The 25,761-nt window shown below is 54.3% G+C and carries 23 protein-coding genes; 12 read left to right on the top strand and 11 right to left on the bottom strand.

Features of this window, described 5'->3' with window-relative positions; translation table 11 throughout:
* Positions 1-68: 68 nt before the first annotated feature.
* Both csgI and mgsA read left to right on the top strand, forming a co-directional pair.
* Positions 69-731, top strand: coding sequence for a curli synthesis inhibitor (gene csgI / locus QRN24_RS21180; RefSeq protein ID WP_032679662.1), 663 nt, complete (start codon positions 69-71; stop codon positions 729-731).
* A gap of 80 nt (positions 732-811) precedes the next feature.
* Positions 812-1,270 carry a methylglyoxal synthase gene (gene mgsA, locus QRN24_RS21175; protein ID WP_020884788.1) on the top strand — a complete coding sequence of 153 codons (459 nt, stop codon included), beginning with the start codon at positions 812-814 and terminating at the stop codon, positions 1,268-1,270.
* Positions 1,271-1,329: 59 nt separating this feature from the next.
* Here mgsA and helD read toward each other — a convergent pair whose 3' ends face one another.
* A complete protein-coding gene (helD, locus tag QRN24_RS21170) occupies positions 1,330-3,384 on the bottom strand; it encodes a DNA helicase IV (protein ID WP_020884789.1) in 2,055 nt (684 codons plus the stop codon).
* Positions 3,385-3,507: 123 nt separating this feature from the next.
* On the opposite strand from helD, the gene QRN24_RS21165 reads away from it, so the two are divergent.
* On the top strand, positions 3,508-3,954 hold the full coding sequence (locus tag QRN24_RS21165; protein WP_025204535.1) for a YccF domain-containing protein: 447 nt from the start codon (positions 3,508-3,510) through the stop codon (positions 3,952-3,954).
* 19 nt (positions 3,955-3,973) lie between these two features.
* Positions 3,974-6,136: a YccS family putative transporter gene (gene yccS, locus QRN24_RS21160; RefSeq protein ID WP_020884791.1), complete on the top strand. Its 2,163-nt coding sequence runs from the start codon at positions 3,974-3,976 to the stop codon at positions 6,134-6,136.
* Here the strand turns inward: yccS and QRN24_RS21155 are convergent.
* Entirely contained in the window at positions 6,093-6,719 is a 627-nt protein-coding gene (locus QRN24_RS21155) for a TfoX/Sxy family DNA transformation protein (protein ID WP_020884792.1), read from the bottom strand. The two genes, yccS and QRN24_RS21155, sit on opposite strands and share 44 nt — an antisense overlap.
* Before the next feature lie 217 nt (positions 6,720-6,936).
* Here QRN24_RS21155 and sulA point away from each other — a divergent pair, with 217 nt between their 5' ends.
* Both sulA and ompA read left to right on the top strand, forming a co-directional pair.
* Positions 6,937-7,446 carry an SOS-induced cell division inhibitor SulA gene (gene sulA / locus QRN24_RS21150; protein ID WP_232947133.1) on the top strand — a complete coding sequence of 170 codons (510 nt, stop codon included), beginning with the start codon at positions 6,937-6,939 and terminating at the stop codon, positions 7,444-7,446.
* Between the two features lie 354 nt (positions 7,447-7,800).
* A complete protein-coding gene (gene ompA, locus QRN24_RS21145) occupies positions 7,801-8,856 on the top strand; it encodes a porin OmpA (RefSeq protein WP_020884794.1) in 1,056 nt (351 codons plus the stop codon).
* Between the two features lie 69 nt (positions 8,857-8,925).
* On the opposite strand, the gene matP is transcribed toward ompA, so the two are convergent.
* On the bottom strand, positions 8,926-9,378 hold the full coding sequence (gene matP / locus QRN24_RS21140; RefSeq protein WP_284943042.1) for a macrodomain Ter protein MatP: 453 nt from the start codon (positions 9,376-9,378) through the stop codon (positions 8,926-8,928).
* A gap of 186 nt (positions 9,379-9,564) precedes the next feature.
* On the opposite strand from matP, the gene QRN24_RS21135 reads away from it, so the two are divergent.
* Positions 9,565-11,325, top strand: coding sequence for an AAA family ATPase (locus tag QRN24_RS21135; protein WP_284943041.1), 1,761 nt, complete (start codon positions 9,565-9,567; stop codon positions 11,323-11,325).
* Positions 11,326-11,393: 68 nt separating this feature from the next.
* Positions 11,394-11,912: a bifunctional 3-hydroxydecanoyl-ACP dehydratase/trans-2-decenoyl-ACP isomerase gene (gene fabA, locus QRN24_RS21130; protein ID WP_014169427.1), complete on the top strand. Its 519-nt coding sequence runs from the start codon at positions 11,394-11,396 to the stop codon at positions 11,910-11,912.
* A gap of 72 nt (positions 11,913-11,984) precedes the next feature.
* Here the strand turns inward: fabA and rmf are convergent, their stop codons facing one another.
* The 6 genes from rmf to rlmKL form a co-directional block, all read right to left on the bottom strand.
* On the bottom strand, positions 11,985-12,152 hold the full coding sequence (gene rmf, locus QRN24_RS21125) for a ribosome modulation factor (RefSeq protein ID WP_013097261.1): 168 nt from the start codon (positions 12,150-12,152) through the stop codon (positions 11,985-11,987).
* A gap of 256 nt (positions 12,153-12,408) precedes the next feature.
* Positions 12,409-12,975 carry a membrane integrity-associated transporter subunit PqiC gene (gene pqiC, locus QRN24_RS21120; RefSeq protein WP_086532717.1) on the bottom strand — a complete coding sequence of 189 codons (567 nt, stop codon included), beginning with the start codon at positions 12,973-12,975 and terminating at the stop codon, positions 12,409-12,411.
* Positions 12,972-14,612: an intermembrane transport protein PqiB gene (gene pqiB / locus QRN24_RS21115; protein WP_020884796.1), complete on the bottom strand. Its 1,641-nt coding sequence runs from the start codon at positions 14,610-14,612 to the stop codon at positions 12,972-12,974. The genes pqiC and pqiB overlap by 4 nt, the downstream gene beginning before the upstream one ends.
* 4 nt (positions 14,613-14,616) lie before the next feature.
* Positions 14,617-15,870 (bottom strand): membrane integrity-associated transporter subunit PqiA, encoded by a 1,254-nt coding sequence (pqiA, locus tag QRN24_RS21110; protein ID WP_020884797.1) that lies wholly within the window; start codon positions 15,868-15,870, stop codon positions 14,617-14,619.
* A gap of 13 nt (positions 15,871-15,883) precedes the next feature.
* Positions 15,884-17,791 (bottom strand): ABC transporter ATP-binding protein, encoded by a 1,908-nt coding sequence (locus QRN24_RS21105; RefSeq protein ID WP_219372862.1) that lies wholly within the window; start codon positions 17,789-17,791, stop codon positions 15,884-15,886.
* Positions 17,792-17,803: 12 nt separating this feature from the next.
* On the bottom strand, positions 17,804-19,912 hold the full coding sequence (gene rlmKL / locus QRN24_RS21100; protein ID WP_014169422.1) for a bifunctional 23S rRNA (guanine(2069)-N(7))-methyltransferase RlmK/23S rRNA (guanine(2445)-N(2))-methyltransferase RlmL: 2,109 nt from the start codon (positions 19,910-19,912) through the stop codon (positions 17,804-17,806).
* Positions 19,913-20,010: 98 nt separating this feature from the next.
* Here rlmKL and QRN24_RS21095 point away from each other — a divergent pair, with 98 nt between their 5' ends.
* Complete coding sequence (locus tag QRN24_RS21095) at positions 20,011-21,120, top strand: YcbX family protein (protein ID WP_284943040.1); 1,110 nt, start codon at positions 20,011-20,013, stop codon at positions 21,118-21,120.
* On the opposite strand, the gene zapC is transcribed toward QRN24_RS21095, so the two are convergent.
* A complete protein-coding gene (zapC, locus tag QRN24_RS21090) occupies positions 21,117-21,659 on the bottom strand; it encodes a cell division protein ZapC (protein WP_025204541.1) in 543 nt (180 codons plus the stop codon). The two genes, QRN24_RS21095 and zapC, sit on opposite strands and share 4 nt — an antisense overlap.
* Before the next feature lie 165 nt (positions 21,660-21,824).
* The gene (pyrD, locus tag QRN24_RS21085; RefSeq protein WP_210864210.1) at positions 21,825-22,835 is read right to left on the bottom strand and encodes a quinone-dependent dihydroorotate dehydrogenase; all 1,011 of its coding nucleotides are present in this window, start codon (positions 22,833-22,835) and stop codon (positions 21,825-21,827) included.
* A gap of 249 nt (positions 22,836-23,084) precedes the next feature.
* Here pyrD and ssuE point away from each other — a divergent pair, with 249 nt between their 5' ends.
* From ssuE to ssuD, 3 genes are read left to right on the top strand one after another with little or no spacing between them, the layout of a single operon-like run.
* Positions 23,085-23,660: an NADPH-dependent FMN reductase gene (gene ssuE, locus QRN24_RS21080; protein WP_025204542.1), complete on the top strand. Its 576-nt coding sequence runs from the start codon at positions 23,085-23,087 to the stop codon at positions 23,658-23,660.
* A complete protein-coding gene (locus tag QRN24_RS21075) occupies positions 23,653-24,615 on the top strand; it encodes a sulfonate ABC transporter substrate-binding protein (RefSeq protein ID WP_020884802.1) in 963 nt (320 codons plus the stop codon). The genes ssuE and QRN24_RS21075 overlap by 8 nt, the downstream gene beginning before the upstream one ends.
* Positions 24,612-25,757, top strand: coding sequence for an FMNH2-dependent alkanesulfonate monooxygenase (gene ssuD, locus QRN24_RS21070; protein WP_014169416.1), 1,146 nt, complete (start codon positions 24,612-24,614; stop codon positions 25,755-25,757). Before QRN24_RS21075 ends, ssuD begins: the two co-directional genes overlap by 4 nt.
* Positions 25,758-25,761: the final 4 nt, after the last annotated feature.

Here is a 25,761-nt window from a genome sequence, read left to right as displayed (position 1 = left end):
TAGTAAACGTGATTATCGAAATATTTGGATACATTACCGCGGCCGAGTCATTTCAACAGGAGCCCTCTATGAAAACCGGCATTGCCACTGCTGTGATTGCGTTAGTGATGCCAGTTTGCGTCTTTGCGACCACGCTACGGCTTACAACGGATATTGATCTGCTGGTGCTGGACGGAAAAAAAGTGTCCAGTTCCTTGTTGCGCGGTGCGGACAGCATCGAACTTGATAATGGGCCACACCAGCTGGTATTGCGGGTAGAAAAAACCATCGGCCTCGCTAATCATGAACAACGCATGTATATCTCTGCGCCGCTGATTGTCAGCTTTAATACCCAGCGGGTCAGTCAGGTGAACATTACCCTCCCGCGTCTTGAAACCGAAAAAGAGTCGGCGGCCTTTGACGCCTCTCCGCGCCTTGAACTGCTGGACGGGGATTCAATGCCGATTCCGGTAAAACTCGATATTCTGGCGTTAACCTCGTCCCCGAAAGGCACCGATTACGAGGCCGCGACCGAAATCTATAACAAGGCAGGCAAACGCGCTTCCCTTCCACAGTTTGCCACCAGGATGGCAGACGACAGTACGCTGCTGTCCGGTGTCTCAGAGCTGGATGTTATTCCGCCACAGTCCCAGACGTTAACGGAACAGCGTCTTAAATTCTGGTTCCAGCAGGCCGATCCTGAGACACGGGCCCGTTTTTTACAGTGGGTGAAGCAACAACCTTCATCATAAGCCACATTTTTTTCGCCTTTCTCTTGCAGCATCAGGCGGTTCCCGTCATCGTGTAGTCAGTTAACCTGATGGATAAGATTATGGAACTGACAACACGCACGCTACCGGAACGCAAACACATTGCTCTGGTTGCGCACGATCACTGTAAACAAATGCTGCTTAACTGGGTTCGCCGCCATCAGCCATTGCTGGAAAAGCATGCTCTCTCAGCGACCGGGACAACCGGTAACCTGATCCACCGCGAAACGGGTCTGGAGGTCAATGCCATGCTGAGCGGCCCGATGGGCGGCGACCAGCAGGTCGGCGCTCAGATTTCTGAAGGGAAAATTGATGTACTGATTTTCTTCTGGGATCCGCTGAATGCGGTTCCGCACGACCCGGATGTCAAAGCCCTGCTGCGTCTGGCAACGGTATGGAATATTCCGGTGGCGACGAACCTGTCGACGGCAGATTTCATCATTGAATCCCCGCACTTCAACTCACCGGTTGAGATCCTGATCCCGGATTATCAGCGCTATCTTTCTGAAAGACTGAAGTAGTTTTTTGCCCGGTGGCGACACGCTTACCGGGCCTGCAATATTACCGCTCCGCTATCCCGTTAAGGCTTCCTCGCCACTGGCACATCAATACTCTTCAGAATATCGACAAACACCGACGGCTCCTCTTTGTTGAACAGCAGCCACACGCGATGACGCGCGCGGGTCATCGCCACGTACAGCAAACGCCGCTCTTCGGCATCCGGAAAATCTTCCGGGACCGGCAGTAATGCCTGTTCCATTACCGACTCTCGTGCCGGAGCCGGGAAACCATCGCTCCCCTCTTTGAGCCCCATCACTATCACATAGTCGGCCTGCTGTCCTTTGCTGGCGTGGATGGTCATAAAATCGAGCTGCAGCTTCGGCCAGCGGGTCGCGGCTTTTTCCAGCGCCGCAGGCTTAAGATGGTGATAGCGTGCCAGCACCAGAATACGTTCATCCGGCTTCGCATAGCCGCTCAGTTTGTCCAGCAGCGGCTCCAGCTGATCGTCCGCCAGCAGGGTAACGGCTTTTTTGTCCCCGGCCCGGAGGCTATTTAGCGGTTTTGCCAGCTGATGTGGGTTCTGCTGGATAAAGCGGTTAGCAACTTCACCAATCCGGGAATTGAAGCGATAGGTGGTATCCAGATCGCTGCGATCGCCTTCGCCAAAATAGTGATGGAATGCAGTCGTCAGGGAGAGCTGTGCCCCGCTGAAGCGATAGATAGCCTGCCAGTCATCGCCCACCGCAAACAGCGAGGTATGTTTATTTTGCGCCCTTAACGCCGAGAGCAGCGCGGCACGTTGCGGCGAGATATCCTGGAATTCATCCACCAGGATATGCTTCCACGGGCTGACAAAACGGCCCTTCTCAAGAATGATAATGGCCTGATGGATCAAACCGGAGAAATCGACGGCATTTTCCTCTTTCAGCGCGGTTTTCCAGGCTTTCAGCATCGGGGCCATCAGCTTAACCCGCTTCGAAAACAGGGCGCGGATCGTCTCCGGCGCGCTTTCAATCATCTCGGCTTGCGATCCGCCGTGCATCCGCATCAGGCTAACCCAGCGGTCGAGGCGAGAGCCCAGGCGACGAGCCAGTTTTTCATCCTGCCAGAAATTGCCTTCCGGTACGTCCCAGTTGAGTTCTTCTTCCAGCCACTGACGCCACCCTTTAGCCTGCGCCTTTTTCTCACTGCACTGCTGACGCCACGTCTTGATGAACAGCGCCTGACGCGCCTGCGTGTCGTTTTCCAGCTTGCTGATGGCAGGCACTTTTTTACTGCCCTGCTGAATAATATGCAGCGCCAGGGCATGGAAGGTTCTGGCGGTAATATCCCGGGTATGCAGGCGTTCCTGTATGCGTTCGTCCATCTCCTCGGCTGCCTTACGGCCAAACGCCAGCAACAGTATCTGGTCGGCAACAGCCTCACCCGTTGTCAGTAGCCAACCCGCACGGGCCACCAGCACCGACGTTTTGCCGCTTCCGGCACCCGCCAGCACCAGCAGGGAGTGCTCGCCGTTAACCACGGCGCGCGCCTGTGCAGGGTTAAGCGGTGAAGATTCAACCGTGCTGAAAAAGTCGGCATAACGGGTCAGCATGGCATCTGTCCACGCCTGGTTGTGCGCCAGCCGGCTCTTGTCTGTATCGCCAAGCCAGGCCTGACACTGACGCCAGGCGTCACGGCAATTGTCGAACTCGTCAAGACGCGTCACGGATAACGGCAGTGCCGCCAGCGCCTGCCTAATCTTTTGCTGCAACCCGGCCGTCTGCTGGCGGGTGAGCCACGTTTGTTGCTCGTTACTTTGTGCAATATCGTTCAGTACCTGCTGCAGTACCTGAGCGGCAATCACGCTCATATCCTGGCTCCACTGCTGCCAGAGCATATTCAGGTGATGATGGAAGCGCTGGGTCTCAGCCCACTCGGTACCGTGAAGGCGCACGACTTTATCATCAGGCAGGACAAACTCCAGTTCGCCCCAGACCAACCCGCGTTTACAGTGGATAGCCAGCAGTTGATTAAACGGAATGAGGTATTCGTGGCGTTCTCCGGAGACTTTCACTCCGGCATTAAGGAGGACAACCCTGTCGTAGGGGTGTTGCGCCAGGCGTTTGCCTAATGATGTTGCTTTCAGTTCCATGTCCAGCCGAATCCACGAAGAGATAATTTACCTGACAGTTTAACTGCCAGTTTTAAGGTGCTCCAGCCTAAAAAAACGTTACAATCACTGGGCGTTAATCATATCGAAAGGAACTGAGGGTTTATGCGTACTGTTCTGAATGTTTTGAATTTTGTGTTAGGCGGTTTTGCCACCACTCTTGCCTGGCTTTTTGCCACGCTGGTGAGCATCGTCCTTATTTTTACGCTCCCCCTGACCCGCTCCTGCTGGGAAATCACCAAACTCTCTTTCATCCCGTACGGGAATGAAGCCGTCCACGTTGACGAACTGAACCCGGAGAGCAAAAACGCACTGCTGAACACGGGAGGCACGGTCCTCAATATTCTGTGGCTGGTTTTCTTCGGCTGGTGGCTGTGTGTGATGCATATCTTTGCCGGTATTGCCCAGTGCATATCCATTATTGGTATTCCGGTGGGGATCGCGAACTTTAAGATTGCCGCCATCGCGCTTTGGCCAGTCGGGCGCAGGGTCGTTCCGGTAGAAGTGGCACAGGCGGCACGTGAAGCAAACGCGCGTCGTCGTTTTCAGTAAATAAGGACTGGCCGTGCTTATGCTAAGCCCACTGCTTCGCCGTTATACCTGGAACAGCATCTGGCTTTATAACGTCAGAATATTTATCGCACTGTGCGGCACGGTTGCCCTGCCGTGGTGGCTGAATGACGTAAAACTCACCATCCCGCTCACGCTGGGAGTGGTTGCGGGGGCGCTGGCGGATCTGGACGATCGCCTTGCCGGGCGCCTGCGTAATCTTGTGATTACGCTGGTCTGTTTTTTTATCGCGTCAGCCTCCGTGGAGCTGCTCTTCCCCTGGCCCTGGCTGTTTGCCATTGGCCTTACGCTCTCTACCAGCGGGTTTATTTTGCTTGGCGGCCTTGGGCAGCGCTATGCCACTATCGCCTTTGGTGCCCTGCTGATCGCCATTTACACCATGCTGGGTGTTTCCCTTTATGATCAATGGTACCAGCAGCCCATACTGCTATTGCTGGGGGCCATCTGGTATAACCTGCTGACGTTAACCGGGCATCTTATTTTTCCGGTTCGCCCTCTTCAGGACAACCTTGCCCGCAGCTTCGAGCAACTGGCCCACTACCTTGAGCTAAAATCCCGGCTCTTCGATCCGGATATCGAGGAGGAGAGCCAGTCTCCGCTCTACGATTTGGCTCTGGCCAACGGTCAACTGGTCGCCACACTTAACCAGACGAAAGCCTCACTGCTTACCCGTCTGCGGGGCGATCGCGGTCAGCGCGGAACGCGAAGAACCTTGCACTACTATTTCGCGGCGCAGGATATTCATGAGCGTGCCAGCTCCTCGCACGTTCAGTATGCTGCCCTGCGCGAGAAGTTCCGCTACAGCGACGTGATGTTCCGCTTCCAGCGCCTGCTGTCGATGCAGTCTCAGGCGTGCCAGCAGCTGGCACGCTCCATTTTGCTGCGTACGCCCTATCAACATGACCCGCGCTTCGAACGCGTATTTAGCCATCTTGATGCGGCGCTCGATCGCGTTCAGGCCAGTGGAACATCGCCGGAACATATTAAAGCACTGGGATTTTTGCTGAATAACCTGCGGGCGATAGATGCTCAACTGGCTACCATTGAATCCGAGCAGGCGATGGCGCTCCCCGATAAAGATGTGGAGAATCAGCTTGCTGATGACAGCGTGCATAGCTTCAGCGATATGTGGCTGCGACTGAGCCGCAACTTTACGCCGGAATCGGCACTGTTTCGCCATGCGGTGAGGATGTCACTGGTGCTGTGCGTGGGTTATGCCATCATTCAGATAACCGGGTTACATCACGGTTACTGGATCCTGCTGACCAGCCTGTTTGTTTGCCAGCCAAACTATAACGCCACCCGCCACCGCCTTGCGCTACGTATTATCGGTACGCTGGTTGGCGTCGCTATTGGGCTGCCGGTGCTCTATTTCGTGCCCTCTGTCGAAGGCCAGCTGATCCTGATCGTGATCACCGGTGTGTTGTTCTTCGCCTTTCGTAATGTGCAGTATGCGCATGCCACAATGTTCATCACGCTGCTGGTGCTACTCTGCTTTAACCTGCTGGGTGAAGGATTTGAAGTGGCCCTGCCCCGCGTGATAGATACGCTGATTGGCTGCGCTATCGCCTGGGCGGCGGTCAGTTTTATCTGGCCGGACTGGCGGTTCCGTAATTTACCGCGTGTGGTAGACAGGGCGATGAACGCGAACTGTCGATACCTTGATGCCATCCTTGAGCAGTATCATCAGGGTCGCGATAACCGTCTGGCTTATCGTATCGCGCGTCGCGATGCGCATAACTGTGATGCTGAACTGGCTTCGGTGGTCTCTAACATGTCCACGGAGCCTCGCGCCACGGCAGAAATTCGGGAAACGGCTTTCCGCCTGCTCTGTCTGAACCATACCTTCACCAGCTATATTTCGACGCTGGGTGCCCACCGTGAGAAATTGACTCACCCGGCCATCCTCGCCCTGCTGGATGATGCCGTATGCTATGTCGATGACGCGCTTCATCACCGACCAGCCGATGAGCCTCGCGTTCAACACGCGCTGGATGAACTGGCTCAGCGTATTACGCATATTGACCCGGGAAGCGACAGCAAAGCACCGCTGGTTCTTCAGCAGATTGGCCTCCTTATCGCTCTGCTGCCAGAAATTTGCCGACTGCAACTGCAGATCGCTACCTGGAGGAGTGATTCTCCTGTGGCTCAGGCAGCGCATTAAACCACTCCGTTAACTCCCGGCGAATTCCCGCCGGGAGTGCCGCCTCATGAAGTCCGGCGATGGCCCCTTCCAGCGCGAACAGCACTTTAATGCTGAGCGCTTTATTCTTCGCCCGCATCTTCAGCCAGCTCGCACGGGCACCCAGCTCCCGCAGCGTCTCTTCATCAGTGATTCCGGCTTCAAAGAGCAGCACTTCAAGCTGAAAGGTGAGATTGGGCAAGTCCTTGAGGCGGTTTCGCCGATCACGCTGCGAACGCTCTTTTCGCGCCGCATTGAGCGCGAACGAGGAGAGCTGAAGCAGCCGTTCTCTGTCCTGCCACAGTCCGTCATCGACACGATAATAATTGAGCAGCACCGGACGACCCCGTTTCATCAGGGTTAAGAATGATGAGGCATTTTTTACACAGTATTTTGCACTTTCCTCACAGGCCCGGAGATACAGCTCCCCGTCGGAGACCATAGCGAAGACGGCATCATCTACGGCCAGGGTATACCCACCGAACAGCGCACGATGGTGGATTTCACCTAAGGGTGAAAGGTATTCCTGGGATTTATAAATCCGTTCATAAGATATCTTTTTCATGATATTTCCCTTCAAAATCATAAAGTAACAACGAAATTTCTTACTAGCGGATCCGTTAGCAGGAAAATAGGCAACTTATCGTCGTTGAGCAAGATGATTTTTCCAGGCGCATCAATAATGAATGAATTTTGCGAGTCGCTTTCCGAAAATGAGGTTGATCTTTATGCATACAGGGGTTACTGTATATCCATACAGTAACTACAGGGCTGGAATGAATATGTACACTTCAGGCTATGCAAATCGCTCAACCTCTCTCTCTTCTTCCGCTGGCAATGTCACGCAGAATTCCACCGAGCGTGTTTCGACAGGGCTTATCAGTGAAGTGGTTTATCGTGAAGACCAGCCCCTGCTCACTCAACTTCTGCTGTTGCCGTTATTACAACAGCTTGGTCAGCAGTCGCGCTGGCAGCTTTGGCTGACGCCTCAACAAAAACTGAGCCGTGAATGGGTGCAGTCCGCGGGCCTGCCGCTGACAAAGGTCATGCAAATTAACCAACTCTCTCCCTGCGATACCGTGGAATCGATGATCCGGGCGTTACGTACGGGGAATTACAGCGTGGTGATTGGATGGTTATCCGACGAATTGACCGATGAGGAACATTTTCGACTGACTGAAGCGGCTGAAGAAGGTAGTGCGATCGGGTTGATCATGCGTCCAGTTCGACCAGATTCTTATCGCAGAGGACAACTTTCTGGCCTAAAAATTCACTCAAATTTGTATCATTGAGGAAAATTAAGATTATTCCTGGAATTTTTTTTGACCACAAGATGCGATTTTAGTTCCAGGCGCCAAAACTGCGGCAAGGCTTGTCTGGTGCGGTTCTCCTTAATTTTATTGCACAAAACTCGTTCGAAAAATGTTAAATAATCGGTATACGGAACTTTTTTTTTCATATGCCTGACGGACTTCACACTTGTAAGTTTTCAGCTACGTTGTAGACTTTACATCGCCAGGGGTGCTCGGCCTAAGCCGAAGATATCGGTAGATTTATATTTGACCACGCCCCCCGGTGAAGGATTTAACCGTGAATCTCTATTGAGACCTTCATGGCGAATTTTGGATGATAACGAGGCGCAAAAAATGAAAAAGACAGCTATCGCGATTGCAGTGGCACTGGCTGGCTTCGCTACCGTAGCGCAGGCCGCTCCGAAAGATAATACCTGGTATGCAGGTGGTAAACTGGGCTGGTCTCAGTTCCATGACACCGGCTGGTACAACAGCAGCCTGAACAACGATGGCCCTACTCACGAGAGCCAGCTTGGTGCAGGTGCGTTCGGTGGCTATCAGGTTAACCCGTATGTTGGTTTTGAAATGGGTTACGACTGGTTAGGTCGTATGCCATACAAAGGCGACAACGTAAACGGCGCTTTTAAAGCTCAGGGCGTACAGCTGACCGCTAAACTGGGTTACCCAGTAACTGACGATCTGGACGTGTACACTCGTCTGGGCGGCATGGTATGGCGCGCTGACTCCAGCAACAGCATCGCTGGCGACGACCATGACACCGGTGTTTCCCCAGTATTCGCTGGTGGCGTTGAGTGGGCTATGACCCGTGATATCGCTACCCGTCTGGAATACCAGTGGGTTAACAACATCGGCGACGGCAACACCGTTGGTGTTCGTCCGGACAACGGCATGCTGAGCGTAGGTGTTTCCTACCGTTTCGGCCAGCAGGAAGATGCAGCGCCAATCGTTGCTCCAGCGCCGGCTCCAGCTCCAGAAGTACAGACCAAGCACTTCACTCTGAAGTCTGACGTTCTGTTCAACTTCAACAAAGCTACCCTGAAACCAGAAGGTCAGCAGGCACTGGATCAGCTGTACACCCAGCTGAGCAACCTGGATCCTAAAGACGGTTCTGTAGTGGTTCTGGGCTTCACCGACCGTATCGGTTCTGACGCTTACAACCAGAAACTGTCTGAGAAACGTGCTCAGTCTGTTGTTGATTACCTGATCTCTAAAGGTATCCCAGCTAACAAGATCTCCCCACGTGGTATGGGCGAAGCTAACCCAGTTACTGGCAACACCTGTGACAACGTTAAAGCTCGCGCTGCACTGATCGACTGCCTGGCTCCAGATCGTCGCGTAGAGATCGAAGTTAAAGGCATCAAAGACGTTGTAACTCAGCCAGCGGCATAAGTTATCGTCTTATAAAAAAACCCCGCATTGCGGGGTTTTTTATTATCTGAATCTGAAGAAAACAAAAATCTATTTCTTACCCAACAGAGCCTGAAGATCATTCTTCAGCGTCGACATCTGGTTGGCGTACTTCTCTTTATACTCGGCATCTTCAATCAACTGCACTATCGTTTCTGACAGCGTTTTCCCACGCCGTTGCGCAAGCCCTGCCAGACGTTGCCAGACCATAAACTCCAGGTCGATGGATTTTTTGCGAGTGTGCTGATGCTCCGCATTAAAATGCCGCTTGCGACGCGCACGAATAGTTTGCTTCATCCGGTTTAACAACGCAGGATTAATGTGTTTCTCAATCCAGCCGTTAACCTGTACCGGTTCATTTTCGAGGGTCAGCAAAATATCCACGGCTTCTTGCGCTGCGCTGGCTTCGATGTAGCAGGTGATCAGCTCCCCTTCACGGTGCTTTTTGACCAGGTACTTCCATTTCCAGCCGCTTTCGAGATTTTCCAGTTGTTGATATTTCATTGCGATCTCAGTGTTACCACGTAACTCTGTTCAGAATATCAGTTTTTTGGCAATCTGCTGAAAAGAAATCATATCCTGTGAGTGAATGCAGCCAATCGCTCTGCCGAAATGCCCAATCCTGCTTGGGTAGAGCCCCCCGCTTACGGTATACTCCACGCTTTTACATCTAACTAAAAAACATCAACTTTGACCATTACGAAACTTGCATGGCGTGACCTCGTTCCGGATACCGAGAGCTATCAGGAACTGTTTGCACGACCCGATCTCGCAAAAGAACACGAATTGATCCTTAGCGATACGCAACCCCGTTTGCATTATGCGCTGGAGCAGGTGTTAAGCCCCTGGGCAACATCACCCTTCATGATGCTCAAGGCCCCGGAAGAAGCGGAATATCTGACGCTTCTGGGTGATGCCATGCGCCAGTTGCGACCGCAAGCGAACGCCGTCTTTGGCGGCCAATATCGTATCGCGGGACATGATGTCACATTCGAACCGGCAGAGCAGCCCGACGACCGCTTTGCTGCCAGGGGTGAAGTGATTACCGCTAACTGGGTCGAGGCTGAACAACTCTTTGGTTGTCTGCGCCAGTTTAACGGTGAGCTCTCGCTGCAACCTGGGCTGGTGCACCGCGCCAATGGCGGCGTACTGATCATCTCGTTGCGCACCCTCCTCTCACAACCTCTGCTGTGGATGCGCCTGAAAACGGTGGTTAATCAGCAGCGTTTTGACTGGGTTGGCTACGACGAGTCTCGTCCCCTGCCCGTCTCAGTTCCTTCAATGCCGCTGTCGCTGACCGTGGTGCTGACGGGTGATCGTGAATCGCTGGCTGACTTCCAGGAGATGGAGCCCGAACTGGCTGAGCAGGCGGTCTACAGCGAATACGAAGATAACATCCAGATTACCGATGCCGATGATATGGCACAGTGGTGCCAGTGGGTGTTGGGCGTTGCGGAACGTTTCGCACTGCCAACGCCGGCCGCCGACGCCTGGCCTGGTTTGATCCGCGAAGCGGTTCGCTATACCGGTGACCAGGAGACGCTGCCGCTCTGCCCGCTCTGGATAGGCAAGCAACTGCGTGAAGTGGGTGTCGTCAGCGGTAACGGCGCATTCACCGGTGAGCAGCTTACCCAGATGCTGGCGCAGCGTGAGTGGCGTGAAGGCTATCTTGCTGACCGTATGCAGGATGAAATTCTGCTGGAACAAATTCTGGTTGAGACCGAAGGCGAACGTATCGGGCAGATCAATGCCCTGTCGGTGATTGAATTCCCCGGCCACCCGCGCGCTTTCGGGGAGCCTTCCCGTATCAGCTGCGTTGTGCATGTCGGTGACGGTGAGTTCACTGATATCGAACGCAAAGCCGAGTTGGGCGGCAACATTCACGCTAAAGGCATGATGATCATGCAGGCGTTCCTGATGTCAGAGCTGCAGCTTGAGCAGCAAATCCCCTTCTCCGCCTCGCTGACGTTTGAGCAATCATACAGTGAAGTCGATGGTGATAGCGCCTCTATGGCGGAGCTGTGCGCCTTAATCAGCGCCCTGGCAGAAGTGCCGGTTAATCAGAACATCGCGATCACCGGCTCGGTCGATCAGTTTGGTCGTGCGCAGCCAGTGGGTGGTCTGAACGAAAAGATTGAAGGCTTCTTCTCGATTTGTCAGCAGCGTGGGTTAAACGGCAAACAGGGGGTGATTATTCCTGCCCCTAACGCGCGCCATTTGAGCCTCAGCCAGGACATTCTGGATGCCGTGGAACAGGAACAATTCACCATCTGGGCCATCGAAGGCATTGATGATGCACTACCCTTACTGACAAACCTGGTATGGGACGGCGAAGGGCAAACAACCCTGATGCAGACTATCCAGGAGCGCATTGCTCAGGCGACGCAGCAGGATGCTCGTCATCGTTATCCCTGGCCGTTACGCTGGTTAGGCTGGTTTAGTTCAAACTGATCGGACTTGTTCAGCGTACACGTGTTAGCTATCCTGCGTCCTTCACTAAAATAAGGCTTACTGAGAACATGGTAGATAAACGCGAATCCTATACAAAAGAAGACCTTCTTGCCTCTGGTCGCGGTGAACTGTTTGGCGCTAACGGCCCACAGTTACCGGCCCCGAACATGCTGATGATGGACCGTGTCGTGAAAATGACCGAAACCGGCGGCAACTTCGATAAGGGTTACGTAGAAGCAGAACTCGATATCAACCCGGACCTGTGGTTCTTCGGTTGCCACTTTATTGGCGATCCGGTAATGCCTGGCTGTCTGGGTCTGGATGCAATGTGGCAGCTGGTTGGCTTCTATCTGGGCTGGCTGGGTGGTGAAGGTAAAGGCCGTGCGCTGGGTGTGGGCGAAGTGAAATTCACCGGACAGGTTCTGCCTACTGCGAAGAAAGTGACCTATCGTATTCACTTCAAACGCATCGTTAACCGCCGCCTGATTATGGGCCTGGCAGATGGCGAAGTGCTGGTAGACGGTCGTCAGATTTATACCGCAAACGACCTGAAAGTGGGTCTGTTCCAGGACACTTCCGCGTTCTGATTTCGCGTTGAGCGACCCCATAAAGGCGAAACCTCCGCAGTGCGGAGGTTTCTTTTTTTGAAAGAGACGTTATCAGGCTATGAGTGCCCTGTCGCCGATGGCTTCTCGCCAGCCTCCAAGCCATTGTGACCTTTGATTTATCGTCTGATAAGGACACATTTCTTTAGATCGTCCAGCGATGCCGGCCTGATAACCACGTTGATGAGCCCGTTCCAGGCGATCTCGTTTCTGTCTCTTCATGCCTCGTTTCCCTCATTCTTTTGTCTGGTGGAAAGAAAACAGTGTCTGCACAAACTTGCGCAGGCACAGATAACGAATACCCCGAATTAGTCGCAGCGTCAATGTTCAAAATTCATACGGGTGTCATATTTGTGAGCTACCTGGAAGATCATTTGTACAAAAATTGTGACCCGGCACAAGTAACGGTCTGAAGTGAAACTGAAAAAAAACCGCAATCAGCAACAGGCCGACTGCGGTTTTTACCGATGAATTTTACTTATGGCAGCCGGGAAATCTCCCTGGCGATGCTGGCCGACTCTTGCGCCCACCCCTGGGCCAGCACTTTCACCATTTCATCGTAGCCATCTTTCTGCTGTTTAAGCTCAAGACGGAAAGGACGCTTAATCATCTGGCCCTGATGGTTCAGCAACCACTCTCCGCTAATCACCACCGCACCGTCATAACGGCCATGGAAACCCGTAACCGTGACGTTCAGCGTATCCTGGTCGTTACCCAGCGGCTGCGACGCGACAACCCAACCCGGAAGCTGGCTGCCCAGATTGGCCACCAGCGTGTTGCGCAGCTGCTGATCCAGCGGGCTGGCCCACAGGTTGTTTGTCGCAATCACGTATTTTACGTCGCTGGTCTGGTAGACCACGCCGTTGCCTGCCAGATAATCCGGCACAGCAACCTGCTCAACCCACAGCAGACGGTTTCCCTGACTGGCGGTACTTTGTACCCCGTTTTGCGCGGCAAGAGGCAACTGATAGTAGCTCTTGTTCTCCACGCCTGAACTGCACGCCGTTAACAGCAGAGCGCCAACCATTAATAGCCATTTATTCATTCTTTTGCCCTCTTAGGCTCAGGATCCTTTTTATCTTTCGCTTCGAACACCAGCGCGTTGCTCTTCTCATTGAGCGTTTTCAGAACCGGCTGCAGTTCACGCAAGACCTGATCAAGACGTTGCATATCTGCCACCATCTTGTTGTACGCCGCCGAGCCAGGCTGGAAGCCCTGCATACTGCGGTTAAGCTCACGCAGCGTTTTCTGCATATCCTGCGGCAGCTGCTGCATACTCTGGCTTGCGGTGATCTTGTTGATGTTATCCAGCGTGGTTTGCAGGCGACGCATTGTTGCCTGACTTTCGCTGAGCGAACTGGTCGCGGCTTCAATCATCGGATTCAGTGGCAGATTGTTAATCTTATCCAGTGTCTCCATCAGACGCTGCTGGATCTGTGCCAGGCCGCTGCTCACCGTCGGGATGATCTTATAACCACCGAACTCCCGGATACCGGTAATCGGCGGGGCTTTTGGATAGAAGTCCATATCCACATACAGCGCACCGGTCACCAGGTTGCCCGTCTTCAGCGACCCACGCAGACCCCGGTTCATCAGTTCGGTAATATGCGTACCAATATCCTGATTCTCGCCAATCTGGTTGAGCAGACGTTCCGGCTCAATGCGAATCAGCACCGGAATGCGGTAATCGTCATCCAATACCTGCTGCAGACCCGGTACAAAGAACGGAACTTGCCCCACCGTACCCAGGCGAATGCCGCGGAATTCAACAGGCGCGCCCGGCTGAAGGCCACGGACGGAATCTTTAAAGAACATCAGGAAGTCGATGTGATCGGTATAGAGTGCGTCCTGAATGCTGCGTTGATCGTCAAAGAGCCTGAACGCCGTTTTCTCTGCAACCGGCTGTCCCAAATCTTGCCCTTCCGGCACATCAAAGCTTACACCGCCACCAAACAGCGTGGTCAGGGAGCCCATCTCCACGCGCATTCCCGCTGACGTCAGATCAACCGCGATCCCGCTGTCCTTCCAGAAACGGACGTTGCTGGTGACCAGCCGATCGTTTGGCGCATTGATGAACAGCTGATAGCTGATGGTGCGCTTTTGCGGATCAAAGGTACTTGTTTCAACCGATCCCACGCGATAACCGCGGAACAGCACGGGATCGCCCGCCGTTAACTGGCCCGCTTTTTTACTGTCCAGGATCACGCGGATGCCTTTCGCATCTGGCGGCGCAAGCGGTGGCGAGTCAAGAAGCTGGTATTGCGCCGGCTGGCTTCCTTTTTTACCCGGCTGCAGTTCAATGTAGGCACCGGAGAGCAGCGTACCTAAGCCGCTGATCCCTTCACGTCCTACCTGCGGCTTGACCACCCAGAAAGCTGAATCACCGTGCAGCAGTTTTTCCATGCCCGCGTTCAGGCGTGCCTTGATTTCCACATGGGTTAAATCGTCGGTCAGGGTTGCGCTTTCGACCACGCCCACATCGACGCTACGGCTTTTGATGGTCGTTTTACCGCCCTCAATCCCCTCGGCATTGGTGGTGATGAGCGTCACTTCCGGTCCCTGATGGCTGTAATGATAAAACAGGATCCATGCACCGATCAGCGCGGTCACGATGGGGAAAATCCACACCGGCGACCAGTTTTTGACCTTCTGCACTTTCGCCTCTCCACTCTTATTTTCCATGCTCTTACTGTTCCTCATGGCTTGATTCAGGCTCACGATCCCACGATAAACGAGGGTCGAAGGTCATGGCCGCGAACATGGTCATAATAACGACCAGCGCAAACATTAATGCCCCCATCGCGGGATAAATACTCATCAATCCGCCCATCCGCACCAGTGCAGAGAGAACGGCAATAACAAACACATCAATCATTGACCAGCGTCCAACAAACTCGACGACTTCATAAATCAGGTGCATGCGTTCGCTGTCGCGTTTGCCATGGCCTTTCGCATCCCAGCAGAGCCAGGCAATAGCGATCATTTTTAACGTGGGTACCATAATACTGGCAATAAAGATCACCCCCGCAACGGGATAGGAGCCTTCACCCCACAGCAGTATTACCCCGGCAAGGATTGTCGAGGGCATTTTGTCACCGAGCAAATCGGTGATCATAATCGGCAGGATATTGGCCGGCAGGTACAACATGATAGAAGTCACCAGCAGCGCCATTGTCCACTGCAGGCTATTTTTACGTCGCACGTATCCTTTTGTTTCGCAGCGCGGGCACACATCCAGATCGGCTGGCAGCACAGCGGTGCAGCATGGACAAGAACGAAGCCCCTGACGGATGCCTGGCACCCCCACCTTTACCGTCTGTACCAGCGTCGGTGCCGGCGCGATATCGTCCCACGCCCAACGTCTGTCCACACACTGGAAGGCGCGCAGTTGCAGCACGCAGTACAGACACCAGGGTACAAAGCTGCTGCCGATACCCACATCGCCATACGCCATCAGTTTGACGAAACTGACCAGGATACCTGCCAGAAAGATTTCGGCCATACCCCAGCTTTTTAACTGGAACAGGATACGCGCGAGCCAGATTTTAAGCGCGAGGGGCATCGCGACGCGGTTCACCAGCAACAGAATGACGACCAGACAAAAAGCCGGGACGATCTGTACGAACAGGAGGAAAAAGGTGCCGAGGCTGGCATAGTCTTCCGAGAACATAACCCCCGGAATTTCAAGCAAATCGACCTGGCTGGTCATCCCTCCCACCTTCATATAAATGAAGGGGAAGAGATTGGAAAGCAGCAGCATGAACAACGCCGCCAGCGCATAAGCAGTGGGACGCTGCCTTGGTGCGTCCCACTCGGTTGTCAACGTCGTACCGCAACGGGGACACAGGGCTTTATGTCCGTGACCAAGCTCTGGCAACGCCACGAGCATATCGCATTGAGAGCATAATATATGCCTGTCGGCATGGTGCTGGTCACACATATTGTATCCCTGTTTATGCGCCGTTCTTCAGAGACTCAAGGTACTCCCAGCGCTCAAATGCTTCTTCCAGGGCTTTTTCAGCCGCGGACAGTTCTGCCAGTACTTTTTGAGTATAGTCATGCGATTGGGTAAAGAATGACGCATCAGCGACCTGCGCCTGCAGATCTTCAAGTGCGGCTTCCAGCTCTTCAAGACGCTGAGGGAGTCCTTCCAGTTCGCGCTGCAGGTTATAGCTTAGTTTAACCGAGGTTTTCTTGACAGTTTCTGCTTTTGTTACAGCAGGTTCGGAACTGGTTCTGGATTTAGCCTGTTTTAGCGCCTGAGACTGCGACTGCTGTCCTTTTGCATCGTGATAGCCGCCCACATACTGACCGATTCGCCCTTCACCTTCGAAGATCCAGCACTCGGTCACGGTGTTATCGACGAACTGACGGTCGTGGCTTACCAGCATCACGGTTCCCTGATAGCCGTCGATCAGCTCTTCCAGCAGTTCGAGCGTTTCCACGTCCAGGTCGTTTGTTGGTTCATCGAGGATCAGCAGGTTACTTGGCTTCAGGAACAGACGTGCCAGCAGCAGACGATTTCGCTCACCGCCTGACAACGCGCGTACCGGCGTCAGCGCGCGTTTCGGATGGAACAGGAAGTCCTGCAGGTAGCCCAGCACATGGCGCGGCTTACCGTTAACCATCACCTCTTGTTTACCTTCCGCCAGGTTATCCATCACCGTTCTGTCCGGATCCAGCTCCGCACGGTGCTGGTCGAAGTAAGCCACTTCGAGCTTAGTACCGCAGTGAATGCGGCCGCTGTCAGGCTTCAGCTGATCCAGCATCAGCTTCAACAGCGTGGTTTTACCGCAGCCATTCGGCCCGATCAGCGCGATTTTATCCCCACGCTGAACCTGTGCGGAGAAGTCTTTCACCAGCACTTTGCCATCAACCCGATAGTTGACGTTTTCCATTTCGAAGACAATTTTGCCGGAACGGGAGGCCTCTTCAACCTGCATTCTGGCGCTGCCCATCACTTCGCGGCGCTCGCTGCGTTCACGACGCATCGCTTTCAGCGCGCGAACGCGGCCTTCATTACGGGTACGACGAGCTTTGATGCCCTGACGGATCCAGACCTCTTCCTGCGCCAGCTTGCGGTCGAATTCAGCGTTCTGCAACTCTTCCACACGCAGGTTTTCTTCTTTCTCCAGCAGATAGGTATCGTAATCGCCAGGGTAGGTCACCAGCTTGCCGCGATCGAGATCGACAATACGCGTGGCCATATTGCGGATAAACGAACGGTCGTGGGAGATGAAGATAATGGTCCCGTTGAAGGTTTTGAGGAACCCTTCCAGCCAGTCTATCGCTTCGATATCCAGGTGGTTCGTCGGTTCATCCAGCAGCAGCACTTTCGGCCCGCTGACCAGCGCGCGGCCAAGCGCAGCCTTACGCAGCCAGCCGCCAGAAAGCGCCGACAGCTCCATGTCCGGTTCCAGTCCGAGCTGCGCCAGCACTTCATTGATGCGGTTTTCGAGCTGCCACAGGCCGTGGTGATCGAGCATCTCCTGCACTTTCGCCAGTTCGTTAAGATTCTTGTCGCTCGGGTCGGTCATCACCAGGTGAGAAATCTCGTGATAACGCTTCAGGTATTCGGCCTGCTCAGAGATACCTTCGGCAACAAAATCGTAAACGCTACCGGTCACGTGACGCGGCGGATCCTGCTGCAGGCGAGAGACGATAAGATCCTGCTCGTAAACAATACGCCCGTCGTCCAGGCCCTGTTCGCGGTTGAGGATTTTCATCAGCGTGGATTTACCCGCGCCATTACGGCCGACCAGACAGACGCGCTCGTTGTCCTCGATGTGCAGTTCTGCATTGTCGAGAAGCGGCGAGTCGCTGAAAGAGAGCCACGCGCCGTGCATACTAATTAAAGACATGTATTATTCCTTTCAGACCGCGGAGATCAACCAGCAGTTATGGATCTGACGATTACGGGCAAAGTCCTGGGACAGCGTTTTTTGGCTAATTTCTTGTGCTTTCAGCCCCAGAGCAGCCAGCCCCTCATGATCCATGCGGAAGCCGCGTTTGTTATTCGAGAACATAATGGTACCGCCCTTACGCAGCAGGCGTTTCAGGTCGGTCATCAGGCGCAGGTGATCGCGTTGAACGTCAAAGCTATCTTCCATACGCTTGGAGTTAGAGAACGTTGGGGGATCGATGAAGATCAGATCAAATTGTTCGTCCGTTTCGCGTAGCCAGCCCAGCACGTCAGCCTGCATCAGACGATGCTGACGCCCGGTGAGACCGTTCAGGCGCAGGTTACGTTCTGCCCATTCCAGGTAAGTACGGGACATATCCACCGTGGTGGTACTGCGCGCGCCGCCAAGGCCAGCATGCACACTGGCGCTGCCGGTATAGGAGAACAGGTTCAGGAAGTCTTTACCCTTGCTCATCTGGCCCAGCATGCGGCGGGCGATACGGTGGTCAAGGAACAGACCGGTATCCAGATAATCGGTCAGGTTAACCCACAGGCGCGCGTTGTATTCGCCCACCTCGATAAAGTCACCCTTCTCACCCATTTTCTGATACTGATTTTTCCCTTTCTGACGCTCACGGGTTTTCAGCACCAGTTTGTTAGGCGCAATGCCCAGCACCGAAATCGTTGCCGCAATCACGTCCAGCATACGCTGACGCGCTTTTTGTGCATCAATCGTTTTTGGCGGCGCATATTCCTGCACCACAACCCAGTCAGCGTAACGGTCAACCGCCACGTTGTACTCCGGCAGATCGGCATCATACAGGCGATAACATTCGATACCTTCCTGTTTCGCCCATTTTTCGAATTTCTTCAGATTCTTACGCAGGCGGTTAGCGTAATCTTCCGCCACACCCGATGGTTTACTGTCCGCCGCTTTCTCGGCCAGATGGTAGTTTTTCTGCACGCAGTCCAGCGGGCCGTTTTTCGCCTTAAACTGGCGTTCGGCACGCAGTTGCAGACAGCTCAGCAGTTCTGGGGAGGCGCTAAACAGCGACAGGTTCCAGCCGCCAAAGTCATTTTTCATATTACGGCCCAGCAGGCTGTGCAGGGCAATTAGCGCCGGTTCGCTATCAAGACGCTCGCCGTAAGGCGGGTTGCTGATAACGGTACCGTATGGGCCTTTTGGCAGCGGATTGGTCAGGTTCGCGACGTCTTTCACCTCGAAGGTGACCAGCTCGCCGATACCGGCACGGCGGGCGTTGCTGCGCGCACGCTCAATGACGCGTGAGTCGCTGTCAGAGCCGTAGAAATGGGAGGTGTACTCCGCCAGACCTTTACGTGCACGGGTCTGCGCTTCGTCTTTGACCTCTTTCCACAGCGCCTCATCGTGCTGCGCCCAGCCGCTGAAGCCCCAATGGCCGCGGTGCAGGCCCGGTGCGCGGTCGGTGGCCAGCATAGCGGCCTCAATCAGCAGCGTACCGGAGCCACACATCGGGTCGAGCAGCGGTGTGCCTGGCTGCCAGCCGGAACGCATCACGATGGCGGCGGCGAGAGTCTCTTTGATGGGCGCCATACCGGTACGATCGCGATAACCACGCAGGTGCAGACCCGCGCCGCTCAGATCCAGAGAGATACTGGCGGTGTCGCCGTTGAGCCAGACGTTGATCCGCAGATCGGGATTTTCACGATCGACGTTTGGGCGTTCCTTATTTTTACGCGTGAAGCAGTCCACAATGGCGTCTTTAACGCGCAGGGCACCGTACTGGCTGTTGCGGATCTCATCGTTCACGCCATTAAAGTGTACGGCAAAGGTGGCATTTGGGGAGAAGATCTCTGTCCAGTCGATCATCTGTACGCCGGTATAGAGGTCAAGGTCGCTGTAAACCTTGCACTCTTTCATCGGCAGCATGATGCGTGATGCCAGACGGCTCCACATCAGGCTCTGGTAAATAAGCCGTGTGTCGCCCTCAAAATGGACACCACCCTGAACCACCTGGCACTCTTGCGCACCCAGGGTTTCCAGTTCAGTTTTTAACAGCTCTTCCAGCCCACGGGCCGTACTGGCAAACAGAGAATTCATATCGTCACTTTTACTCTTAGAAAATTGTCGCGCATTATAGCTAATATGGCGTGTATGTCATAAAGTTGAAGGCTTATTTTCATTCGAGGGGCTGTGCAGTGGCGACGTTATCCAGGCTTTTTATTCATCCGGTGAAATCCATGCGCGGGATCGGCGTTTCACACGCGCTGGCCGACATGAGCGGATTTGCCTTCGATCGTATCTTTATGGTCACCGAACCTGACGGTACGTTCATTACCGCACGCCAGTTCCCACAAATGGTTCGCTTTACTCCTTCCCCGCTTTATGACGGTTTGCATCTCACCGCGCCGGATGGCTCCAGCGTGGTGATCCGCTTTACTGATTTTGCGCCTGTCGAAGCGCCAACGGAAGTGTGGGGCAATCATTTTACCGCGCGCATCGCCCCGGATGACATTAACCGCTGGCTGAGCGGCTTCTTCTCCCGGGATGTGCAGCTGCGCTGGGTCGGCCCGGCGCTGACGCGGCGCGTTAAGCGCCACGAGGCGGTCCCGCTCTCATTCGCGGACGGCTTCCCCTTCCTGTTGACTAACGACGCCTCCCTGCGCGACCTGCAGCGTCGCTGTAAAGCCAGCGTCCAGATGGAGCAGTTTCGTCCCAACCTGGTTGTTACAGGCGCTGACGCCTGGGAAGAGGATACCTGGAAAGTGATCCGTATCGGCAGCGTGGTATTTGATGTCGTGAAGCCCTGCAGCCGCTGTATCTTTACCACCGTCAGTCCCGAAAAAGGCCAGAAACACCCTTCCGGCGAGCCGTTAAAAACCCTGCAGTCATTCCGCACAGCGCAGGACAATGGCGATGTGGATTTCGGCCAGAACCTCATTCCGCGCTCAAGCGGCGTCATCCGCGTGGGTGACGAAGTCGAAATTCTCGCCCGTGGGCCCGCAAGAGTGTATGGTGCAGGTCAGGAAGAAGAGTTCGTCGACGTTGAGACGCCAGCCAGCTCGCCCTTAGACATTCACTGGCAGGGCACCGTTATCCGCGGCAACAATCAGCAGGTTTTACTTGAACAGCTGGAACAAGCGGGGATCCGCGTACCTTACTCCTGCCGGGCAGGCATCTGTGGGTGCTGTCGAATCAAGCTGGTCGAAGGGGAAGTCAGCGCGCTGAAAAAATCCGCGATTGGCGATGATGGTACAATTCTGTGCTGCAGCTGTATTCCGAAAACGTCGGTACAGCTGGAAGCTTAAACGGCCTGCTCGAGGCTGAAAGCGTCTACGCGTTGCTGCGGTTTCAGCCTGTCATTCATTACCTTAATGGCATCCCCCAGTTGCATCGTCCGCCCGGCAATGGTCACACCGGGCTGGGCCAGCAGACAGAGTGCGGCATTTTCGCCAGGCTCAACCACCAGCAGGCTCACCTCTTCAGCGGTATCGCTCAGGTTTACGCTCGCCGCATCGCCGGTGGCGGGGGTCCAGTTCATGCTGTGCGGTAAAAAATGCCAGCTTTTCGGCATTTGCGGTTTCAGGAATCGAATAGCCACTAACGCGTTTAATACCAGTTCGGCACGCTGCTCTTTAGAAAGCACCAGGTCGCGGCATTTTTCTTCAAAGGAGAAATAAAGCGCAGCGTCGTCAACACAAAAGCCTGACGGGGAGAAGGCGTCCGGGGTTAACATTCGGCGAGCAAAACGGGAACGAAACAACATACCATTGGCTAAATCGAGCATCATGCGATCATGCTCGTCACAAAAATACCAGCGCCAGTTATCGTCAGGTTTAATTCGCATGTTTCTCTCCCGTCCCCAAACTTCCTGTACTAAAAATGTCCTGTTTGCCGCTTCGTTTATAACACCATTAATAAAAGACTATAATGACTAAATAAGCAACAATGACGGAATATAAAACAACCAGGGCTGGAAATAAAGCCCTGGTTGTCTGATAAAGAGAAAAGATTAGATATGAGTAACGATTTCTTTAATCAGCTGCGGTCCTTTAAAAATAAAACCGGAATAGATTTGCACCAGTGAGGCACCCGCCGCCATCTTCTCGCGAGCCGCAATCACGGAGTCGATACCACCGACGCCAATAATCGGCAGTCGTCCTTTTAATTCTGCTGACAGGGCACGAATAATTTCTGTGCTTTTTAATTGTACCGGACGTCCACTTAACCCACCCGCTTCGTCACAGTTTTTCATTCCCTGAACGAGCGAGCGATCGAGTGTGGTATTGGTCGCAATCACTCCGTCAATATTATGGCGAACTAAACTGTCGGCAACCTGGATCAATTCTTCAGCAGAAAGATCCGGTGCGATCTTAACCGCGACCGGAACATATTTATGGTGGATCGCCTGGAGCTCATTTTGTTTATTTTTAATGGCACCCAGAAGATCGTCCAGTGCTTCGCCATATTGTAAAGAGCGCAGACCTGGGGTATTTGGTGAGGAAATATTCACCGCAATATACCCCGCGTAGGCATAGACTTTTTCCATACAAATCAGATAGTCATCTTTACCCTGCTCTACCGGCGTGTCTTTATTTTTGCCAATATTGATGCCCAATACACCATCAAAATGGGCTTTTTTTACGTTCTCAACAAGGTGATCAACGCCGAGGTTATTAAAGCCCATGCGGTTGATCAGCCCTTCGGCTTCGACCAGGCGGAACAGACGCGGCTTATCATTACCAGGCTGCGGACGCGGCGTGACGGTACCGATTTCGATGGAGCCAAAGCCCATCGCGCCCAGGGCATCAATGCACTCACCATTTTTATCCAGACCCGCCGCAAGACCCAGCGGATTTTTAAAGGTCAGGCCCATGCATTGCACAGGTTTTTCCGGCACGTTTTGACGCACCAGTGCGGCCAGCGGCGTTCCGGTAATACGACGTAACTGCTGGAATGTAAATTCATGAGCGCGCTCAGGGTCGAGCTGGAAAAGGGCTTTACGAACGAAGGGGTAGTACATGAACTCTCCTGGATTCCCGGTGTGCAAACCGGGAGGGGATTATGTGCGATCCGGCCCGGAAAGGGAATTGACCTGTGGCAAAAAAAACACCGTTAGACGCAATCGTTTACCTTGCAGCCCCGTTCTTATGCGCTTTTTCGCATTTTAATTGCAGATAAATCATTTAGTGGAATAACCGGGCAGTGTCACACTCCTGAAAATTGTTATGAATGTTAGATAAAAGCAAACAATTAGTTATAAGGAGCATGCATGCGCGTCATAACCCTGGCCGGAAGTCCACGATTCCCCTCTCGCTCCAGCGCGCTGCTGGAATATGCCCGTGAAAAGCTCAATGCTCTGGATGTGGAAGTATGCCACTGGAATCTGCATAACTTCGACCCCGAGGATCTGCTCTACGCCCGTTTTGACAGTCCGGCGCTGCAAACGCTGACTGAACAGCTTAAAGGGGCTGATGGCTTAATCGTGGCGACGCCTATCTATAAAGCTTCGTTTTCCGGGGCCCTGAAAACCCTGCTCGATCTGCTGCCTGAACGTGCGCTGGACGGCAAAGTGGTTCTGCCACTGGCAACGGGCGGCACGGTGGCCCATTTACTGGCGGTGGATTATGCCCTCAAGCCGGTACTCAATGCGCTAAAAGCGCAGGAGATCCTCCACGGCGTCTTTGCCGACGACTCGCAGGTTATCGATTATCAACACAAGCCTCGCTTCACGCCGAATCTGCAAACCCGCCTCGACAGCGCCCTGGAAACCTTCTGGCATGCCCTGCACCGCAGAGATATCCACGCCCCGGCGTTTAACCCGTCACAGGGAGTCGCCCATGTTTAAAAGATTAACCCGTCTCGGACTGGCCGGGCTGTTAGCGCTCACCTCGCTGGCCCACGCGGCAGAGACGGCGCCTGAACATTTACGCATCGGCTATCAGAAAGGCAGCGTCAGTATGGTGCTGGCCAAAAGCCATCAGCTTCTGGAAAAACGCTTCCCGAAGACCACATTCTCCTGGATTGAGTTCCCTGCTGGCCCGCAAATGCTGGAAGCCCTGAATGTCGGAAGCATCGACCTCGGCAGCACCGGGGATATTCCGCCAATATTCGCGCAGGCGGCGGGGGCCGACCTGGTTTATGTCGGCGTTGAGCCGGCCAAACCGAAGGCTGAGGTCATTCTGGTCCCTGAAAATAGCACCATTAAGACGGTCGCCGATCTCAAAGGCCACAAGGTTGCATTCCAGAAAGGCTCAAGCTCGCATAACCTGCTGCTGCGGGCCCTGCAGGAGGCCGGGCTTAAATTCACCGACATTCAACCCGTTTATTTGACGCCGGCTGATGCTCGAGCCGCTTTCCAGCAGGGCAATGTCGACGCATGGGCTATCTGGGATCCCTACTACTCCGCAGCTTTACTGCAGGGTGGCGTGCGGGTATTAAAAGATGGCACCACGCTGAAACAAACCGGCTCGTTCTACCTCGCCGCGCGCCCGTATGCGGAAAAGAATGGCGCTTTTATTCAGGATGTTCTCAACACCTTTACTCAGGCGGATGCGCTAACGCAAAGCCAACGTCAGGAGAGCATTACCCTGCTGGCGAAAACCATGGGCTTACCTGAGCCGGTGATCGCGAGCTATCTCGATCACCGTCCACAGACCACCATTACCCCGGTGGACGCACACGTCGCTGCGCTGCAGCAGCAAACCGCAGATCTCTTCTATCAAAATCGCCTTGTTCCAAAACAGGTGAATATTCGCGAACGCATCTGGCAACCCGCAGGCAAAGAAGGAACCAAATCATGAGTCTGAATCTTTTCTGGTTTTTACCCACCCACGGTGATGGACACTATCTTGGCACAGAAGAGGGTTCACGCCCGGTTGACCACGGCTATCTGCAGCAGATTGCGCAGGCAGCCGACCGAATCGGTTTTACCGGCGTACTGATCCCCACCGGACGCTCGTGCGAGGATGCGTGGCTGGTAGCCGCATCGATGATCCCCGTGACCCAACGCCTGAAGTTCCTCGTGGCACTGCGTCCGAGCGTGGTCTCCCCGACCGTCGCGGCGCGCCAGGCGGCAACGCTCGACAGGCTCTCTAACGGCCGGGCCCTGTTTAACCTGGTCACCGGAAGCGATCCGCAGGAGCTGGCGGGTGACGGCGTGTTCCTCGATCACACCGAACGCTATGAAGCGTCCGCCGAGTTCACCCGCGTCTGGCGACGTCTGCTGGAGGGGGAAACCGTCACCTTCGAAGGTAAACATATTCACGTTCGCGACGCCAGGCTCTACTTCCCGCCGGTGCAGCAGCCGCGCCCTCCTCTTTACTTCGGCGGCTCATCAGATGTGGCGCAGGATCTGGCGGCAGAACAGGTTGATCTCTACCTCACCTGGGGTGAGCCGCCCGAGCTGGTCAAAGAGAAAATTGCCCAGGTGCGCGCTAAAGCGGCAGCGCATGGTCGCAAGGTACGCTTTGGTATTCGCCTGCATGTGATTGTGCGTGAAACCAATGAAGAAGCCTGGCAGGCGGCCGACCGGCTGATCGCGCATCTCGATGATGAGACTATCGCTAAAGCTCAAGCGGCGTTTGCGAAAACCGACTCCGTCGGCCAGCACAGAATGGCGTCATTGCACAACGGTAAGCGCGAGAATCTGGAGATCAGCCCGAACCTGTGGGCGGGCGTCGGCCTGGTGCGCGGCGGTGCGGGTACCGCGCTGGTCGGCGACGGTCCAACTGTGGCTGCGCGGATCAATGAATACGCGGACCTGGGTATCGACAGTTTTATCCTCTCCGGTTATCCGCACCTGGAAGAGGCCTACAAAGTGGGCGAGCTGTTATTCCCGCATCTGGATGTCGCCATCCCGGACGTACCGCAGCCCCGCCAGCTCCAGCTTCAGGGCGAAGCCGTGGCTAACGAGTTTATCCCGCGAAGAGCCGCACAAAGCTAAGGAG

The organism is Enterobacter sp. MEB024, from assembly GCF_030209635.1.
Classification (GTDB): Bacteria; Pseudomonadota; Gammaproteobacteria; order Enterobacterales; family Enterobacteriaceae; genus Enterobacter; species Enterobacter ludwigii.
Note: the sequence above shows the minus strand (reverse complement) of the source record. Positions and strands in the feature narration are given on the sequence as shown.